The following is a 17,532-nucleotide window of genomic DNA, read 5'->3' as shown; positions in this document are numbered from 1 at the left end:
AATGAGTCTTTTCATTTCTGATGCTGTCGCATCCGCTGGGGCTCCAGCTCAGAGCAGCCCGTACTCCCTAGTGATTATGCTGGTGGTATTTGGTCTGATTTTCTATTTCATGATCCTGCGTCCACAGCAAAAACGTGCTAAAGAACACAAAAAACTGATGGACTCTATCGGTAAAGGTGATGAAGTATTGACCACTGGTGGCTTACTTGGTCGTGTTACTAAAGTTGCAGAAACGGGTTATATCGTTATTGCACTGAACGACACCACTGAAGTGATGATCAAACGTGACTTCGTTGCTGCCGTTTTACCGAAAGGTACAATGAAGGCTCTGTAATTTTCGATTTTCCCGAAGGGAATTGCCGTGTTAAACCGTTATCCTTTGTGGAAGTATCTGATGCTGATCGTTGTGATCTTCATCGGTCTGCTTTATGCACTTCCCAACCTTTATGGTGAGGATCCGGCTGTTCAAATCACTGGTGCGCGAGGAATCGCCGCCAGTGAAACAACGCTGGTCCAAGTCCGTGATGTTTTAGAAAAAGACAATATAGCGAGCAAATCTATTGCGCTAGAGAATGGTGCGATTCTGGCTCGCTTTAAAGATACTGACGTCCAGCTACGCGCCCGTGAGGCACTTGTAGCTGCGATGGGTGATAAATATGTTATCGCGTTAAACCTAGCACCGGCTACACCTTCTTGGCTTGCCAAGTTGGGCGCAGACCCGATGAAGCTGGGCCTTGACCTGCGTGGTGGTGTGCACTTCCTTATGGAAGTGGACATGGATACGGCGCTGGGCAAACTACAAGAGCAAACAATGGATACCTTACGCACTGATTTGCGTGAGAAAAATATCCCGTATGCGACGGTACGTAAGCTCGATAACTATGGTGTTGAAGTGCGTTTCCGCGACGATAAAACGCGTGATGACGCTATCAGCTACCTGTCTTCTCGCCACAGAGATTTGGTGATCGGCTCCAATGGCAGCAATACCTTAAAAGCTGTCATGAGTGATGACCGTCTGCGGGAAGCTCGTGAATATGCTGTTCAGCAAAACATTACGATCTTGCGTAACCGGGTTAACCAACTAGGTGTAGCCGAACCGTTGGTTCAGCGCCAAGGTGCAGATCGTATTGTAGTTGAGTTACCGGGTATCCAAGATACAGCGCGTGCCAAAGAGATTCTTGGTGCGACGGCAACGTTGGAATTCCGTCTGGTTAACAGCAATGTTGATGCTTCTGTTGCCGCCACTGGTCGTGTGCCGGGTGACTCAGAAGTCAAAAATACCCGTGAAGGTCGCCCTGTTGTCTTGTACAAGCGCGTTATCCTGACCGGTGACCATATTACCGATTCAACGTCTAGTACTGATGAATATAACCAAGCTCAGGTTAATATTTCACTCGATAGTGCTGGCGGCTCTTTGATGTCTAATTTTACCAAAGACAATATCGGTAAACCGATGGCGACTTTGTTCGTAGAATATAAAGACAGCGGTAAAAAAGATGCGAATGGCCGTGCGATTCTGGTTAAGCAAGAAGAAGTTATCAACGTTGCGACTATTCAGTCGCGCCTCGGTAACAGCTTCCGTATTACCGGCATTGATAATCCGGCTGAAGCTCGTCAGCTTTCACTGTTGCTGCGTGCGGGTGCTTTGATTGCCCCAATCCAGATTGTAGAAGAGCGGACTATTGGGCCAACTTTGGGTTCGCAAAATATTGCCCAAGGTCTGGAAGCTTGCTTGTGGGGCTTGGCGGTTTCAATCCTATTTATGGTGATTTACTACCGTAAGTTTGGCGTGATTGCCAGTACTGCACTGTTGGCTAACCTCGTGTTGATCGTGGGCGTCATGTCCTTGTTACCGGGGGCGACATTGACCATGCCGGGTATCGCCGGGATCGTGTTGACGCTGGCGGTAGCAGTAGATGCTAACGTACTGATTAACGAGCGAATAAAAGAAGAGTACAGAAACGGGCGGACGATCCAACAAGCGATTCATGAAGGGTACAAAGGTGCTTTCTCAAGTATCGTCGATGCGAACGTAACAACGCTTATCACAGCCATTATTCTTTATGCTGTGGGTACTGGTTCGATTAAAGGCTTTGCCATTACAACTGCCATCGGTGTTGTGACGTCAATGTTCACCGCAATAGTCGGTACTCGTGCCATCGTCAACCTGCTTTACGGCGGCAAGCGCATTAACAAGCTGTCTATTTGAGGAGTACGTTGTGGCACAGGATTATACTGTTGAACAACTGAACTATGGCCGTAGAGTCTATGACTTTATGCGCTGGGATAACGTCGCTTTTAGCGTCTCGTTGCTGCTGTTAGTGGCATCGATTGTCGTGATGTCCACCAAAGGGTTTAACTGGGGTCTTGATTTCACCGGTGGTACGGTGATTGAAATTTCCTTGGAAAAACCTGCTGATTTGGATCAACTGCGTGACACGCTAGAAAAAGCGGGCTTTGAATCCCCCATTCTGCAAAATTTTGGTAGCACTCGTGACGTGATGGTCCGTATGCCACCAGCAACTGGCACTGCCGGGCAGGAATTGGGTAACAAAGTCATATCAGTTATCAATGAGTCAGTTGATAAGAATGCATCGGTAAAACGTATCGAATTCGTTGGGCCAAGTGTGGGCAGTGACTTAGCTCAAGCTGGTGGCATGGCGCTGTTGGTCGCGTTGCTGTGTATTCTGGTTTATGTCGGTTTCCGTTTTGAATGGCGTTTGGCATTGGGGGCGGTTATCGCTCTGGCCCATGACGTGGTCATTACCATGGGGATCTTGTCGTTGTTTCATATTGAGATTGACCTAACTATCATCGCTTCTTTGATGTCGGTTATCGGTTACTCACTTAACGACAGTATCGTGGTATCAGACCGTATTCGTGAGAACTTCCGCAAAATCCGTCGCGGTACACCTTATGAAATCATGAACGTATCGCTGACCCAGACCTTGAGTCGTACTATCATGACATCAGCCACAACGCTGATGGTGGTATTGATGCTGTTTATCTTCGGTGGTGCGATGCTGCAAGGCTTCTCATTGACGATGCTAATCGGTGTTTCTATCGGTACAGTTTCATCCATCTACGTTGCGTCCGCGCTGGCGCTGAAGTTGGGTATGAAACGCGAGCATATGTTGCAGCAGAAAGTTGAGAAAGAAGGCGCAGATCAGCCTTCAATCCTGCCGTAATAGCGTGTAAGCCATAGTTTGGAAAATCAGCCCTGATATTCGTTGTACCTTAGAATGATTAAGGATACAGCGGGTGTCGGGGCTTTTTTTTGAGAGTGGTGAGTTGAAGATATTTAAGCTAATTCAATATGAAAATTGAATCATAACAATATTTACTAGATTTAATCTATTAAGTGAAAAATGTTAAGTTAGCTTATTTTATAGGTTGTTGGTTTTATTTGATAGATTAGATAGGGAGTGTCCACTATTGTTTCTTTAGATATGAGTATTCAATAGGTACTTTGCCAGTAAGGAGACTTTCGTGAAACAAGTAATCATTCACCCTATCAGTTGTAGCCAAGTAAGTAGACTTAATATCACCTCAGATGAAAATGAGAGCAATGAGTCGCACAAAATAGTAAAAGATAGAATAATTAATTTATTACATGAGGTAAGTTATAAGAAAACTGATAGTAACTACACCAACTTAATTAATTTGATGGAAGACGCCCACTCAGTACCTGAGATTATAGAAGGGCTAAATAACTATTTTAGAGATAATAATAATCGAAATAAATGTAAGGTATTAATAGAATCAATTAAAAATGAACAAGATTTTTTGAAAGACGAAAATTATAGACTTGAAGTGCGTAATGACCATTTTTATTTAGATACACAAGAAGTTAAAGTGTCTTCAGATAACCCATTTAACACGCAATCAGACGAAGTATCACGGCTAGTGGGGTTATATAATGATGTTATGTTACGTGAATATAAAGGGGGTAAAGATATCAAGCTAAAGGATGATATCACGACTCTATCAGAATTTTGCGGTGAAATTAATCGTATATATAGCTATATAAATTCAATAAAACGCAGTAGCCTTAAAAAGGCTTTTGATAAATTAGTGGGCAATAATGACTTTTCACATATTATCCATAGCCGCGATAATAGTAATGATTTTTATCAATTAGTTAAGCTGGAAGTTGATGATGAAAATGAGCAGGTGTGTCATACAACAGAAAGTAACATTAGCTATCTTTCTTCTGAAATAAGAGTTCGCTTATTGAACGATGAGTTAATCTCGCCAAAATTCTCATCCCCAGAGCCTGTTAAGCTTGTTAAAACTAATTTGTCGACAGCTATCACAGCAATATCAACTAATCCATTTTCCAATCAGACATCCGATGTGGAAGAAATGATTGCTATATATAATGAGATGGTCGTAAAGAAATTTAATGGTAAAAAGGTTGTTGGCTTAAAAGAGAATATTGGCAGTTTGGATGAGTTATGTCATGAGCTTAATAAGATAAAAAATGATACTAGTGAAACTCACTTGAGCTCTCGCTATAATCTCTTAGTTGAGTTTTCGAAAAATGAATGTGTAGCAAGGTTATTAGGTAAAATGGAAGGTGCTCCAGGAGACTTTTATACAAAGCAAACCGAGTTGATTAATCATGACGGCATATTGTTGAAGCAGCTATTAAATGAGTACGTGAACGGGACCAGCGAGGGGGGGAAGTTTCAAGCTGAGCGTCGTAAAAAAATCCACCGAGACTTACAAAATACAATGCTCAGGGAAAATATATCAATTGAGTTAGAAGATAATGGTCATGTGGTTGTTAGACGCTTTCCCGATGATAATGAAAAAATTGCAATTGTTCTTACGGCATTGCTAGAACAACATAAAGCTAGCGGAACATTAAGTCATAAAATCACTGAATATTTGAAAACATCAAAGCTAGGCGCTTATATGCAATTGCAATCTCTGCTAGGTATGGAGAAAGTAGTTGTTGTCGTTAATCCAGATACGATTGAGTCAGTAAATGATAAAATAATTAAGCTAAGTGAATTAATAGAGTTCATTAGTCCACATATAAAACATATTAGTACCGCTTTAGATTCTTTCCCAAAGAAGCCTGAAGAAGGCGCGTCACTAGCCCAATTGCAAGAGTATCATTTTGAGCAACTATTAGCTTTCGATATTCATTCCTCAAATTATACCGAACCGAGAGGTTGCTTTATTTCAGCTAAGCGTTGGATGCAAGTTAAATGGGGGGATGTCTTTGGGGGTGTAACAAAAGAAACTTATTTTGGCGGTAAGAATGACAAGCCTATCGATACGATAAGAAATCTTCGTGAGATTTTAAATAAAAACCTAAATAATCAGAATTATGAGAAGACTGTTCTGAATGGCTTTAAGTATCAAATTGTTAACGAAGGGCTTAATCGGATAGAACAGCAGGCTAAAACACTAAACTACCTCATTACCAACTCCCTTATCCCTGCAGATTTGGCAAAGAAATTAACCTTCGCCCTCTGTTATTCAATTGCATCTGAGTGTGTTGACCTCAAGCAGCAATCTAAATCACTAAATTTTAAAAGATTTAGAAGCAAGGCTAAGGTTGTTGTGCCCATAGTAGCGGGGCTCTCAATTGGCGTGCTAATTGCCGGTAGTCTAAGCCCCTTAATAGCACCACTCGCGCCAATCTTTGCTATTGGGATATGTTGTATAGGAATCTACTATCTCATCACTAAGTGCAAACCTAAATTAGAAAAAAGTGCGATGAGTGAACAATTGACCAAGGCGATGAATAACTTGGTTTATCAACAAGACTTCTATTTGGATACCCATGATGTAGGTTGGATGGAAGCGTGGAAATATCGCAAAGGAGCCATAAACCGCGGTCTGAAAGAATGGTGGTCCAAGCCTCAAGCACAAGTGAGCACACCTACTAACGTAAAAACAGCACCAATGATGCACAACACCGACTGATACACCCTTTGTTGTCACAGCAGTTCGCGGTAAACTGTCGCAATGTTTAAGTTCACTCATCAGGAAGCGCTATGCATTGCCCGTTTTGTGCCGCTGTGGATACTAAAGTCATTGACTCTCGTTTGGTGAGCGATGGTTCGCAAGTGCGCCGTCGCCGCCAGTGTTTAGATTGTAATGAACGCTTTACCACTTTCGAAGTCGCCGAGCTGGTTTTGCCGCGCGTCATTAAAAGTGATGATGTCCGTGAGCCATTTAATGAAGATAAATTACGGCGTGGCATGCTAAAAGCGTTAGAAAAACGGCCTGTCAGTGCAGATGACGTTGAAACCGCGATAAGCCATATCAAGTCTCAGTTACGTGCGACCGGCGAACGTGAAGTCCCCACTAAGATGGTCGGTAATCTGGTGATGGAAGCGCTGAAACGATTGGATAAAGTGGCTTATATTCGCTTTGCTTCGGTGTATCGTAGTTTTGAAGATATACGTGAGTTCGGCGAAGAAATTGCCCGTTTGCAAGATTAACCAATACGTTATCTGAGTTTTTTATTACAACGCACGAGTCTTTCATTACAACGAAATATCGCCCTTGCGGCAATAATAAGGAAAGTCATGCAGTCTGATGAGTTCTATATGGCTCGCGCCTTCGAATTGGCGCGAAAGGGGCGATTTACGACGCATCCTAACCCTAATGTCGGCTGTGTGCTGGTTCGTGATGGTGAGATTGTCGGTGAAGGTTATCACTTACGGGCCGGAGAACCTCATGCTGAGGTACATGCGCTACGTATGGCGGGTGACAAAGCGCGAGGTGCTACCGCCTATGTCACGCTCGAACCCTGCAGCCACCAAGGCCGCACGCCGCCTTGTGCCGATGCATTGATTAACGCTGGTGTTGTACATGTGGTTGCCGCCATGCAGGATCCCAATCCGCAGGTTGCTGGGCGTGGGTTGTATAAATTGAAGCAAGCGGGTATTGCTGTCGATCATGGCCTCATGTTGGCACAGGCTGAGGCCGTTAATCTTGGCTTTCTCAAACGGATGCGTACTGGCTTCCCCTATTTGCAATTGAAAATGGCTGCCTCCTTGGATGGTCGAACGGCGATGGCATCAGGCGAAAGTCAGTGGATTACCTCGCCACAGGCCCGTCAGGATGTTCAGCGGTTTCGGGCTGAGAGCGCGGCGATTCTGAGTACGAGCGCCACTGTCTTGGCGGATGACCCCTCGCTCACCGTACGCTGGGATGAGTTGGATATCGAAACCCAAGCTTTGTATCCTCAAGATACGGTACGCCAACCAGTACGTATCATACTCGATAGCAATAACCGCGTGACGCCGCAGCATAAAGTGATACAGCAAGAAGGCCCATGCTGGCTGGCTCGTGTTGAGGCTGATGAGCAGCTATGGCCTGCTAATGTCGAGCAAATATTGCTTCCCCGCCATGGTAATGGTGTTGATTTAGTTTTGTTGATGATGCAATTGGGCAAGCGACAAATTAATTCAGTTTGGGTCGAGGCCGGACCGCAACTGGCCGGAGCGCTGCTACAAGCTGGTGTGGTTGATGAATTGATTGTGTATATCGCGCCTAAACTGCTCGGCAGTGATGCCCGAGGCTTATGCGAACTCGCAGGGTTAACGAGCCTAGCGCAAGCACCTGAGTTTGTATTTAGCGATGTGAGGCAGGTGGGGCCAGACCTGCGTTTGCGCTTGAAAGCGAAGTATTAATTAAATTTTCTGGCAGAGCATCCCTCTGCTAATCACTCTCTTGCCCGCGTTTTACAAATGCGCAGGGGCAGGACGTGAAAGAATATGATAGAATCCGCCCCCCTGCGGGGTACGAACCCATATTGAGGAAAGCTATGAACGTTATCGAAGGTGTTGTTGCTACTCCTACTGCCCGCGTGGCGATTGCGATTGCGCGTTTTAACAACTTTATCAACGACAGCCTGCTGGACGGTGCAATTGATGCCCTGAAACGCATTGGTCAAGTCTCTGATGACAACATCACTGTTGTTTGGGTACCGGGTGCTTATGAGTTGCCGCTGGTTGCCAATGTGTTAGCGAAAACAAATCGTTACGATGCTGTTATTGGCTTGGGTACCGTTATCCGTGGGGGCACAGCGCACTTTGAGTATGTTGCAGGTGGCGCAAGTTCAGGTTTGTCTACCGTGGCCTTGAACACCGACATTCCAATCGCATTTGGTGTGCTGACCACTGAAAGTATTGAGCAGGCAATTGAGCGTGCTGGTACTAAAGCGGGTAATAAAGGTGCAGAAGCTGCCCTGACCGCGCTTGAAATGATTAATGTAATCAAAGCTATTAAAGGCTGAATTTAGTTAAGTTTAAGGGGAATTCCGTGAAACCTGCTGCTCGTCGCCGCGCTCGTGAGTGCGCTGTTCAAGCGCTTTACTCTTGGCAGTTGTCTAAAAACGACATCGCTGATGTTGAATTACAGTTCCTGTCGGAGCAGGATGTCAAAGATGTAGACATCGCCTATTTTCGCGAATTGCTGTCTGGGGTTGCAGTTAACGCCGCCTCTCTGGATGCGCTGATGGCACCTGTCCTTTCCCGCCAACTCGAAGAATTAGGCCAGGTTGAAAGAGCTGTCCTGCGTATTGCGCTGTTTGAACTGAGCAAACGTCATGATGTCCCTTATAAAGTGGCAATCAATGAAGCGATCGAATTAGCGAAAACTTTCGGTGCGGAAGATAGCCACAAATTCGTCAATGGCGTGCTAGATAAGGTTGCTCCGTCAGTACGCAAGAAAAAGTAATCTCATTATCATGACCTACCCACAGTCATTGGAGCCTTAGCTAGGCAGCCATTGAGTTAACCCCGATAAGCTGATATCGACCGGTGTTTCGGGGATCGGTGTCGCCACCGCTCCAATGATGAAAGGTATGATTAAGGCCGGGTTCCGGCCTTAATCATATATCGGTTAACATTTTTGGAATTGTATTATGGCATGTGGTGAATTTGATCTCATTGCCCGCTACTTTGACCGGTTTAGAAGTAATCGCCGGGATGTAGAATTGGGTATTGGAGACGACTGCGCACTTCTTACAGTGTCAGAAAAACAGCTGTTAGCCATCAGTACGGATACACTGGTGTCTGGCGTTCACTTCCTTGCGGATATTGATCCCGCCGATTTGGGTTATAAATCTCTAGCGGTAAACCTGAGCGATTTAGCTGCGATGGGTGCCGATCCTGCCTGGTTGTCCCTTGCTCTAACGCTTCCTAATGTCAATGAAGACTGGCTACAGGCATTCAGTGATAGCCTATTTGATCAGCTTAATTATTACGGTATGCAATTGATTGGTGGCGATACGACTCGAGGGCCATTGAGCCTAACGCTGACCATTCAAGGTTTAGTACCGGAAGGTCGGGCATTGACCCGCGCAGGTGCGAGAATTGGTGATTGGATTTACGTGACGGGTACTTTGGGTGATAGTGCGGCAGGTCTGGCTATCTTGCAAAATACATTACGTGTCGACGATGAAAGCGATCGGGCGGCGTTAATTCACCGCCATTTACGCCCACAACCTCGCGTATTACAAGGGCAAGCGTTGAGGTCACTGGCCAGCTCCGCGATCGATATTTCTGATGGTTTAATTTCCGACTTACAACATGTCTTGAAGGCGAGTCATTGTGGTGCTCGCATTGAACTTGATGCTTTGCCTTATTCGGAAGCGCTAAAAAACCAAGTCGATGCTGAACAAGCGTTACGCTGGGCACTGAGCGGGGGTGAGGATTATGAACTGTGCTTCACTGTACCCGAAATAAACCGTGGTGCATTAGATGTTGCACTCAGCAATACGGGGGCAAGCTATACTTGCATTGGTCAGATCGGGCCGCAGGCGGAAGGGGTAAAGTTCTTCCGTGAAGAGAAAGTGGTTGATCTGGATTTTCGCGGTTTTGATCATTTCTCAACGGGTAAATCCCATGGATGAAGCCAAAGGCTGCTTGCGGCTATCTAACCCTTGGCACTTGTTGGCAACTGGCTTTGGCAGTGGTTTGTCGCCGTGGGCACCGGGCACTATGGGGTCTATTGCGGCCATCCCATTCTGGTTGTTACTGATTCAGCTACCTTGGCAGCTTTACTCCTTGTTGGTGATGTTCAGTATCTGTATTGGCGTTTATATCTGTCATCGCACCGCCAAAGATATGAAGGTTCATGACCACGGCAGTATTGTCTGGGATGAATTTGTCGGCATGTGGATTACCTTGATGGCACTGCCAGTGAATGATTGGCAATGGGTTGCCGCCGGTTTTGTCGCATTCCGCATCTTTGATATTTGGAAGCCTTGGCCGATTCGCTGGTTTGATCGTAATGTTCATGGCGGTATGGGGATAATGATTGATGACATTATTGCTGGGGTAATTGCTGCCGCGATTATTTTTGTCATCGGACACTACTGGCCAATAAACTTATTTTGAACGACCGGTAATTGAATAGCTGGGAGTTGAACGGCTAAGATTCAGATAAATAGCCATTAAAGGCATAACCTACTGGTTATGCCTTTAATATTAGTCAGGCGAGCCAAAGGTCAATTTGGCGCTGTATGCCTGCGGCATCTAGACCAAATTCGGCACGCATTTCATCTTGTTCGCCTTGCGGAATGAAGTGATCGGGTAAACCGATATTCAGAACCGGCACTAACTGCCGCTTCGCCATCAACAGCTCGTTTACGCCACTGCCCGCACCGCCCATAATGGCGTTCTCTTCTATCGTAACCAAAAATTCATGGCTGGCAGCCATCTCTAGCACTAACTCTTCATCCAGCGGTTTGACAAAACGCATATCCACTAAAGTAGCATTCAAGTTATCGGCCACACGTTGCGCTTGATCCAGCAGAGTACCGAAGCACAGAAGCGCAATTTTCTCTCCTTCACGGCGAACGATGCCTTTACCAATTGGCAGGATGGTTAATGGTTCGAGTGTCGCTCCTGTCCCGTTACCCCGTGGGTAGCGTACTGCGGCGGGGCCATTGTGGTGATACCCCGTGTGCAACATTTGGCGGCATTCGTTTTCATCACTTGGCGCCATGATAACCATGTTAGGTATGCAGCGCATAAAGGAGAGATCAAATGCGCCTTGATGGGTTTGACCATCAGCGCCCACTAAACCGCCACGATCAATGGCGAACAGGACAGGAAGATTCTGGATGGCAACATCATGAATCAACTGATCATATGCCCGCTGAAGGAATGTCGAATAGATAGCGACAATGGGCTTGTAGCCGCCAATTGCTAAACCAGCAGCGAAGGTGACGGCATGCTGTTCGGCTATGGCCACATCAAAATATTGCTGCGGATATTCACGAGAAAAGCGCACCATGCCAGAGCCTTCGCGCATGGCGGGGGTCACTGCCATTAACTGACTATCTTTGGCGGCAGTTTCGCATAGCCATTCACCAAATATTTTGGAATAAGTCGGTAGAACGCCCTGACTTTTGGGTAATGTCCCCGAGGCGGGATCAAATTTTGGTACTGCATGCCAGCCGATCGGATCTTTTTCTGCCGGTGCGTAGCCTTTACCTTTCTTGGTCATGATATGAAGAAGCTGTGGGCCTTTCAGGTCACGCATGTTTTTTAGCGTCTGTGTCAGCGCCTGTACATCATGGCCATCGACTGGGCCAATATAATTAAAGCCCAATTCTTCGAATAATGTACTTGGGACGACCATGCCTTTTAGGTGTTCTTCGGTACGTTTTAGGAGATCTTTAATGGGCGGCAAGCCAGAAAATGCTTTTTTACCCCCTTCGCGCAGGCTGGCGTAAAGTTTCCCAGACAATAGCTGGGCTAAATGGTTGTTCAGGCCCCCCACGTTCTCTGAGATAGACATTTCGTTATCGTTGAGAATAACCAGCATATCTGAGTGAATATCACCCGCATGATTCATGGCTTCAAAAGCCATTCCGGCAGTAATCGCACCATCGCCAATAACACACACGGTACGACGCCCTTTACCTTCTCGTTCTGCGGCAACGGCCATACCTAAGCCAGCGCTGATTGAGGTTGAAGAATGGCCGACAGAAAGCACGTCATATTCACTCTCACCGCGCCAAGGGAATGGATGCAACCCATCTTTCTGGCGAATTGTCCCTATCTGTTCACGGCGACCCGTCAATATTTTATGGGGATAAGCCTGATGGCCGACGTCCCACACCAAATGATCGAATGGTGTGTTGTAGACGTAATGTAACGCGACAGTAAGCTCCACCACACCCAGCCCAGAAGCAAAATGCCCACTGGAACGGCTGACAGACGCGAGCAAATATTGCCGTAGTTCATCACATAACTTCGGCAGACTATCTTTTGGCAACATGCGCAGTTCTTCTGGGGTCTGCGTAAGTGCCAATGTCGGGTATTTGGCTATATCAAGGCTCATTCGATGCTCATATCAAAAGTTAAGTTGGCATTCACGCACTGCCGGTTTATTTCTAGTTATCGCGCTGAATAATGAAGCAGGCTAATGCTTGCAAAGGCGCTATGTTATAGGATTGCGCTGAAAGGGCATCAAGGGCGCTGACCGCTTCCTGATAAAGATCCATGGCTTTGGTTTTGGCGCATTCTAGCCCCAAAAGTGCGGGATAAGTACTTTTCCCAAGTTGCTGATCTGACCCTTGACGTTTACCAATTGTAGCGGTATCACCGATAACGTCTAAAATATCGTCTTGAACTTGGAAGGCTAAGCCAATCGCTTCGGCGTAACGATCAAGTAGCGGCAGCGCAGCGCGCCCAGGAGCACCTGCAGCATGCGCGCCAAGACGAACGGCTGCTCGGATCAATGCCCCTGTTTTATGACGATGAATTTGCTCAAGATCTTCCAATGAAATCTGGCGAGCTTCTGCTTCCAAATCCAGCGCCTGACCACCACACATCCCAGCAACACCACTGGCTCGGGCGAGTTCAGCAATCATCGCGAGGCGATCTTTATCTGTTACATCGGGCATTGGCGCTTCAGCCAAAATTGAGAAGGCCAGTGTTTGCAATGCATCACCCGCCAAAATAGCGTTAGCCTCACCAAATTTTACGTGGCAAGTCGGTTGCCCACGACGTAAGTCATCGTCATCCATCGCGGGCAAATCATCATGAATTAATGAGTAGGCGTGTATGCATTCAATTGCCGCCGCAGGGGCATCAAGATTCGTGTGCGATAGACCAAACATTTGGCCCGTGGCATAGACTAAATAAGGGCGTAGACGTTTGCCACCAAGCACGGCACCGTAACGCATCGCCTCGACCAAATCACTGTCGCTAAAAGGGAGGGGCGCAATAAAATGGAGTAACGCCTGATTGACTCGCTGCTGATGAACGGCAAGCTGTTGGCTAAAATCAACGGTAGACATATGGCTTACTCAGCATCGGGTGTGAAGGGCGTTAATGGTGCATCAACATCATCGCTGAGCAGCACCTGTACGCGCTGTTCGGCTTGCAAAAGAGTCTGTTGCCCAAGACGGGCTAGCTGTACACCCCGCTCAAATTCATTCAGTGCTTCTTCCAGCGGGAGTTCGCCTGATTCCAGACGAGTCACAATTTGTTCCAGTTCGCTGAGTGAGGTTTCAAAACTGGCTGCTTTGGTTTCTGGTGCGACGGCTTTTTTCGGCATAGTTTTTATTCAACTCAATATTTTTGTGAAACGTAGCCTTGAAGGCACGTAACGTTTTCCTGCTGGCTGAGGAGCACTATCAGGCAAAAAACGGATTACCGGCTATTCTAGCGGATAATGCGGGGGAAATCGTGGCGTTTAAGTCTGGTTTTTAATACGCAGTGACCCATCATATAGTGATATACTCCACGGCTTGCATGTTTTTGCTAACGTCTATCGACTGTTGCTACCAATAGCAGCGCCATCACTCCATAACCAGACAACTAAAACCGCCATGAAGTTTATCATTAAATTGTTCCCAGAAATTACCATCAAGAGTCAATCAGTACGATTGCGCTTCATTAAAATTCTCACCACAAATATCCGCAACGTACTGAAAAATCTTGAGGATGATAGCCTAGCGGTTGTTCGTCATTGGGATCATATTGAAATTCGCACTAAAGATGATCAACTGGGTCCGCAAATCTGTGATGCACTGACTCGCGTACCGGGGATTCACCATATCCTCGAAGTTGAAGATCGTAGCTATACCGATATGCACGATATTTTTGAGCAAACGCTGGAAGCCTATCGTGAGACTCTGATCGGGAAAACCTTCTGCGTGCGAGTGAAACGCCGTGGTAAACATGAATTTACGTCTGGTGATGCAGAGCGATATGTTGGTGGTGGTTTAAATCAACATATTGAAAGCGCAAAAGTAAAACTGACTCATCCTCAAGTCACGGTGCATTTGGAAATCGACCAAGACAAACTGACGCTGATCAAAGCGCGTCATGAAGGTTTGGGCGGTTTCCCTATCGGTACGCAGGAAGATGTTTTATCTTTAATTTCAGGTGGTTTCGACTCAGGTGTGTCTAGCTATATGCTGATGCGCCGTGGCTGCCGAGTACACTATTGCTTCTTTAATCTCGGTGGTTCGGCCCATGAGATTGGGGTGAAGCAAGTTGCACATTACCTGTGGAATCGCTTTGGTAGCTCCCATCGAGTGCGTTTTGTGGCGATCGATTTCGAGCCGGTAGTGGGCGAAATTCTGGAGAAAGTCGAAGACGGGCAGATGGGTGTCGTTTTGAAACGTATGATGGTGCGAGCAGCATCTCAGGTTGCCGAACGTTACGGTGTTCAGGCACTGGTCACTGGTGAAGCGCTGGGGCAGGTATCCAGTCAGACACTAACCAATTTACGCTTAATTGATAATGCCTCAGATACGCTGATTCTACGTCCGCTGATTTCTCATGATAAAGAACACATTATCAATGTAGCTCGAAAAATTGGTACTGAAGATTTCGCGAAAACGATGCCGGAATTTTGTGGTGTGATTTCAAAGAGCCCAACCGTGAAAGCGGTTAAGGCGAAGATCGAAGAGGAAGAATCTCACTTCGATTTCGCTATTTTAGATCGCGTCGTCAGCGAAGCTAAAAACGTCGATATTCGTGAAATTGCGGAGCAAAGCCGCGAGCAAGTGGTGGAAGTCGAAACCGTTGCTGAGTTGGCGGAAAGCGATGTATTGCTGGATATCCGTGCGCCAGATGAGCAGGAAGAGAAACCGTTGAAACTCGAAAAAGTGACGGTAAAAGCGCTACCGTTCTATAAGTTAGGCTCGCAATTCGCCGATCTGGATCAAAGTAAAACATACTTGTTGTATTGCGATCGTGGCGTGATGAGCCGTTTGCAGGCGCTTTATCTGCGTGAGCAAGGGTATACCAATGTGAAAGTGTACCGCCCTTAGATTATGATATTTGCGGTTACTGCGCTTCACCATTCAGGGTTTGCGCAGTGTCCGCTGCTAGTTTCGATCAATCCTTCACTCGCTTGTCTAGTATTATTCCCGATAGTTATAGATCCCCGGTGGTAACACTAGCTGCCAAGCGATCTCTTCAGCTTTTTCTCTTCCGAGTAGCAAGAAAACAATTTTCAAAGCGAAATCGATAGAGGTTCCTGGTCCTTGGCTGGTGACTAAATTGACACGCCTATCATAAACCACGCGTTGGTCCATCCATTTAGTGGCATCAATTTTATCTTTGAGTGCTGGATAACCTGTCATGTTACCGACGGGAAACAAATTGTGATGTTCAAGCACTAATGCAGGGGCCGCGCAAATTGCCGCGACTAAGCGGCCTTCATTATGGGTTTGGCGCACCGTTGCAACCAACAATGGGCTATCACGAAAACACTCCGCGCCTTTGATCCCACCAGGAAGAACGACAACATCAAACTTCTGATCGGCGACGTCCACCAAACGCGTATCGGCTAATAATCGTACGCCGCGTGAGCAGACAATTTCTAATGCGCCATCGCTAGCAACACTCGCTGTTGTGACTTCTATACCAGCGCGCACCAGAACATCAATGGTGGTGACTGCTTCAGTTTCTTCACTACCAGGAGCCAGGCAAACCAGCGCCGATACGCTCATACTCATTTTCCTTACGTTTAATTAAGTCATACAGCCGAGTATTTTCTGGCAGTGACATGCCGTGGCTGCGCGCGCGGCGCAGTAAATAGCCGGTAATATAGTCTATCTCAGTGTGCCTTTGGCAGCGCAAATCCTGTAATAGTGAAGAGATGTTATCTGCAGTGTTTTGGATGACATCATTGACATAACTTAGCAGGCTCTCTGTTGACGTATGGTAGCCCTCCATTTCCATCACGCTGGCGACTTCAGCGCACAAACGCTCGATTAGCTCAGGATAGCGCTGTAAATCGCCATTGCGACAGTTATAGAGGCCGGTTAAGGGGTTGATGACACAATTAACCGCCAATTTTTGCCAACAAGCGGCTGAAATATCATTATGCCAAGCAACGTCAGGTAGCGCCTGATGTAGAACATCGGCCAGATGGCTGATATCCATCGTAATGGGTGACATCGGTCCAATATGGGTAATGCCACTGGCGACATGGACAATCGTGTTGCCATCTCGACGCGCAGCATGAGTGGTCACGCCATGCAGAAAAATATGCTCATCATGGGGGAGCTCTTGCTGTGTTCCCATCCCGTTATGTAGCAGTAAAATCTGACATTCAGGGTTGAGTTTGGGCAGCAATGCTGTGACCGCACTAGACACCTGCCACGCTTTTAAGCACACCAGCAGTAATTCACTTTTCGATAAATGCTCAGGGTCGTTTGTCGGTAGATTCTGATTGAATGCTTCACCGCTTAACGTGATGACATTGACTGAACAATATGGCTGTGGGACGCGAAGCCAGCCTTGTACATCATGGCCTTGCTGATAAAGCGCAGAAAGCCATAATTGCCCTAACGCTCCGCAACCAAGCACAGTAATTTTCATGAGGCCTCCTTGGTATAAGCGGAAAATACCGTTTTTCTTTTTATCACTTATGCTGTGATTATAGACTTTTTAGCCACTAAACGCAGGAGCTGCCGCTATAGAGAGTCTGTAGAACAATTGTCAGCGGCTTGGCTTTGTTTGTGGGAGATAAAGCGGTTATCATGCTCGCCATTCATCTTATCAGGAGGAGCGAATATGCCATCTTTCGACATTGTATCTGAAATTGATATGCAGGAAGTGCGTAACGCTGTTGAAAACGCCACCCGTGATCTGGCGAACCGCTGGGATTTCCGGAATGTACCAGCAAGTTTTGAGTTAAATGAGAAAAACGAAAGCATCAAAGTAGCCAGCGAATCTGATTTTCAGGTGGAACAGCTATTAGATATTTTGCGTGCCCAATTGAGTAAACGTGGTATTGAAGGTGCAGCCCTTGAGATCCCAGAAGAGATGGATCGCAGTGGCAAAACCTACAGCGTGGAAGCAAAACTGAAGCAAGGGATTGAGAGTGCGCAGGCCAAGAAACTCGTGAAGCTGATTAAAGACAGCAAACTTAAAGTTCAGGCTCAGATTCAAGGTGAACAGGTGCGGGTCACCGGTAAAGCACGTGATGATTTACAGGGTGTGATGGCTCTGATTCGCGGCGCTGATCTTGGTCAACCCTTCCAGTTCAATAATTTCCGCGACTAATTTTAGCGGGGAT

The 17,532-nt window shown here is 46.5% G+C and carries 17 protein-coding genes; 12 read left to right on the top strand and 5 right to left on the bottom strand.

Annotation, left to right across the window (positions count from 1 at the left end; genetic code table 11):
• Position 1 precedes the first annotated feature (1 nt).
• The 10 genes from yajC to pgpA all read left to right on the top strand — a co-directional run bounded on the left by yajC (position 2) and on the right by pgpA (position 10,373).
• Positions 2 to 334, top strand: a complete 333-nt coding sequence (gene yajC / locus DA391_RS17075; RefSeq protein ID WP_005166605.1) for a preprotein translocase subunit YajC — start codon at positions 2 to 4, stop codon at positions 332 to 334.
• 27 nt (positions 335 to 361) lie between these two features.
• A complete protein-coding gene (secD, locus tag DA391_RS17070; RefSeq protein WP_072084785.1) occupies positions 362 to 2,209 on the top strand; it encodes a protein translocase subunit SecD in 1,848 nt (615 codons plus the stop codon).
• A gap of 10 nt (positions 2,210 to 2,219) precedes the next feature.
• Positions 2,220 to 3,188: a protein translocase subunit SecF gene (secF, locus tag DA391_RS17065; RefSeq protein ID WP_050082574.1), complete on the top strand. Its 969-nt coding sequence runs from the start codon at positions 2,220 to 2,222 to the stop codon at positions 3,186 to 3,188.
• 301 nt (positions 3,189 to 3,489) lie between these two features.
• Positions 3,490 to 5,943 (top strand): MFS transporter permease, encoded by a 2,454-nt coding sequence (locus tag DA391_RS17060; RefSeq protein ID WP_172986859.1) that lies wholly within the window; start codon positions 3,490 to 3,492, stop codon positions 5,941 to 5,943.
• A gap of 71 nt (positions 5,944 to 6,014) precedes the next feature.
• Positions 6,015 to 6,464 (top strand): transcriptional regulator NrdR, encoded by a 450-nt coding sequence (gene nrdR, locus DA391_RS17055; protein ID WP_019212924.1) that lies wholly within the window; start codon positions 6,015 to 6,017, stop codon positions 6,462 to 6,464.
• A gap of 87 nt (positions 6,465 to 6,551) precedes the next feature.
• A complete protein-coding gene (gene ribD, locus DA391_RS17050; RefSeq protein ID WP_050082575.1) occupies positions 6,552 to 7,661 on the top strand; it encodes a bifunctional diaminohydroxyphosphoribosylaminopyrimidine deaminase/5-amino-6-(5-phosphoribosylamino)uracil reductase RibD in 1,110 nt (369 codons plus the stop codon).
• 134 nt (positions 7,662 to 7,795) lie between these two features.
• Positions 7,796 to 8,266 carry a 6,7-dimethyl-8-ribityllumazine synthase gene (gene ribH, locus DA391_RS17045; RefSeq protein ID WP_019212922.1) on the top strand — a complete coding sequence of 157 codons (471 nt, stop codon included), beginning with the start codon at positions 7,796 to 7,798 and terminating at the stop codon, positions 8,264 to 8,266.
• Positions 8,267 to 8,292: 26 nt separating this feature from the next.
• Positions 8,293 to 8,709 carry a transcription antitermination factor NusB gene (nusB, locus tag DA391_RS17040; protein ID WP_050082576.1) on the top strand — a complete coding sequence of 139 codons (417 nt, stop codon included), beginning with the start codon at positions 8,293 to 8,295 and terminating at the stop codon, positions 8,707 to 8,709.
• A gap of 187 nt (positions 8,710 to 8,896) precedes the next feature.
• Entirely contained in the window at positions 8,897 to 9,886 is a 990-nt protein-coding gene (thiL, locus tag DA391_RS17035) for a thiamine-phosphate kinase (protein ID WP_050286535.1), read from the top strand.
• Positions 9,879 to 10,373, top strand: a complete 495-nt coding sequence (gene pgpA / locus DA391_RS17030) for a phosphatidylglycerophosphatase A (protein ID WP_108088012.1) — start codon at positions 9,879 to 9,881, stop codon at positions 10,371 to 10,373. Before thiL ends, pgpA begins: the two co-directional genes overlap by 8 nt.
• 94 nt (positions 10,374 to 10,467) lie before the next feature.
• Here the strand turns inward: pgpA and dxs are convergent, their stop codons facing one another.
• Genes dxs through xseB form a run of 3 tightly spaced genes read right to left on the bottom strand, consistent with a single transcriptional unit; the run spans position 10,468 to position 13,548 of the window.
• Positions 10,468 to 12,327, bottom strand: coding sequence for a 1-deoxy-D-xylulose-5-phosphate synthase (gene dxs / locus DA391_RS17025; RefSeq protein ID WP_108088011.1), 1,860 nt, complete (start codon positions 12,325 to 12,327; stop codon positions 10,468 to 10,470).
• 52 nt (positions 12,328 to 12,379) lie between these two features.
• Positions 12,380 to 13,288, bottom strand: a complete 909-nt coding sequence (gene ispA / locus DA391_RS17020; RefSeq protein ID WP_050082581.1) for a (2E,6E)-farnesyl diphosphate synthase — start codon at positions 13,286 to 13,288, stop codon at positions 12,380 to 12,382.
• 5 nt (positions 13,289 to 13,293) lie between these two features.
• Positions 13,294 to 13,548, bottom strand: a complete 255-nt coding sequence (xseB, locus tag DA391_RS17015; protein WP_049605880.1) for an exodeoxyribonuclease VII small subunit — start codon at positions 13,546 to 13,548, stop codon at positions 13,294 to 13,296.
• A 274-nt stretch (positions 13,549 to 13,822) separates the two neighbouring features.
• On the opposite strand from xseB, the gene thiI reads away from it, so the two are divergent.
• Complete coding sequence (gene thiI, locus DA391_RS17010; RefSeq protein ID WP_050082582.1) at positions 13,823 to 15,274, top strand: tRNA uracil 4-sulfurtransferase ThiI; 1,452 nt, start codon at positions 13,823 to 13,825, stop codon at positions 15,272 to 15,274.
• 93 nt (positions 15,275 to 15,367) lie between these two features.
• Here thiI and yajL read toward each other — a convergent pair whose 3' ends face one another.
• Both yajL and panE read right to left on the bottom strand, forming a co-directional pair.
• Positions 15,368 to 15,958 carry a protein deglycase YajL gene (yajL, locus tag DA391_RS17005; protein WP_019212913.1) on the bottom strand — a complete coding sequence of 197 codons (591 nt, stop codon included), beginning with the start codon at positions 15,956 to 15,958 and terminating at the stop codon, positions 15,368 to 15,370.
• On the bottom strand, positions 15,921 to 16,832 hold the full coding sequence (panE, locus tag DA391_RS17000; protein WP_019212912.1) for a 2-dehydropantoate 2-reductase: 912 nt from the start codon (positions 16,830 to 16,832) through the stop codon (positions 15,921 to 15,923). Before panE ends, yajL begins: the two co-directional genes overlap by 38 nt.
• Positions 16,833 to 17,027: 195 nt before the next feature.
• Here panE and DA391_RS16995 point away from each other — a divergent pair, with 195 nt between their 5' ends.
• On the top strand, positions 17,028 to 17,519 hold the full coding sequence (locus DA391_RS16995) for a YajQ family cyclic di-GMP-binding protein (RefSeq protein ID WP_019212911.1): 492 nt from the start codon (positions 17,028 to 17,030) through the stop codon (positions 17,517 to 17,519).
• Positions 17,520 to 17,532: the final 13 nt, after the last annotated feature.

It is taken from the genome of Yersinia massiliensis, from assembly GCF_003048255.1.
GTDB classification, from domain to species: Bacteria; Pseudomonadota; Gammaproteobacteria; order Enterobacterales; family Enterobacteriaceae; genus Yersinia; species Yersinia massiliensis_A.
This window is presented reverse-complemented; position numbering and strand designations above follow the sequence as displayed.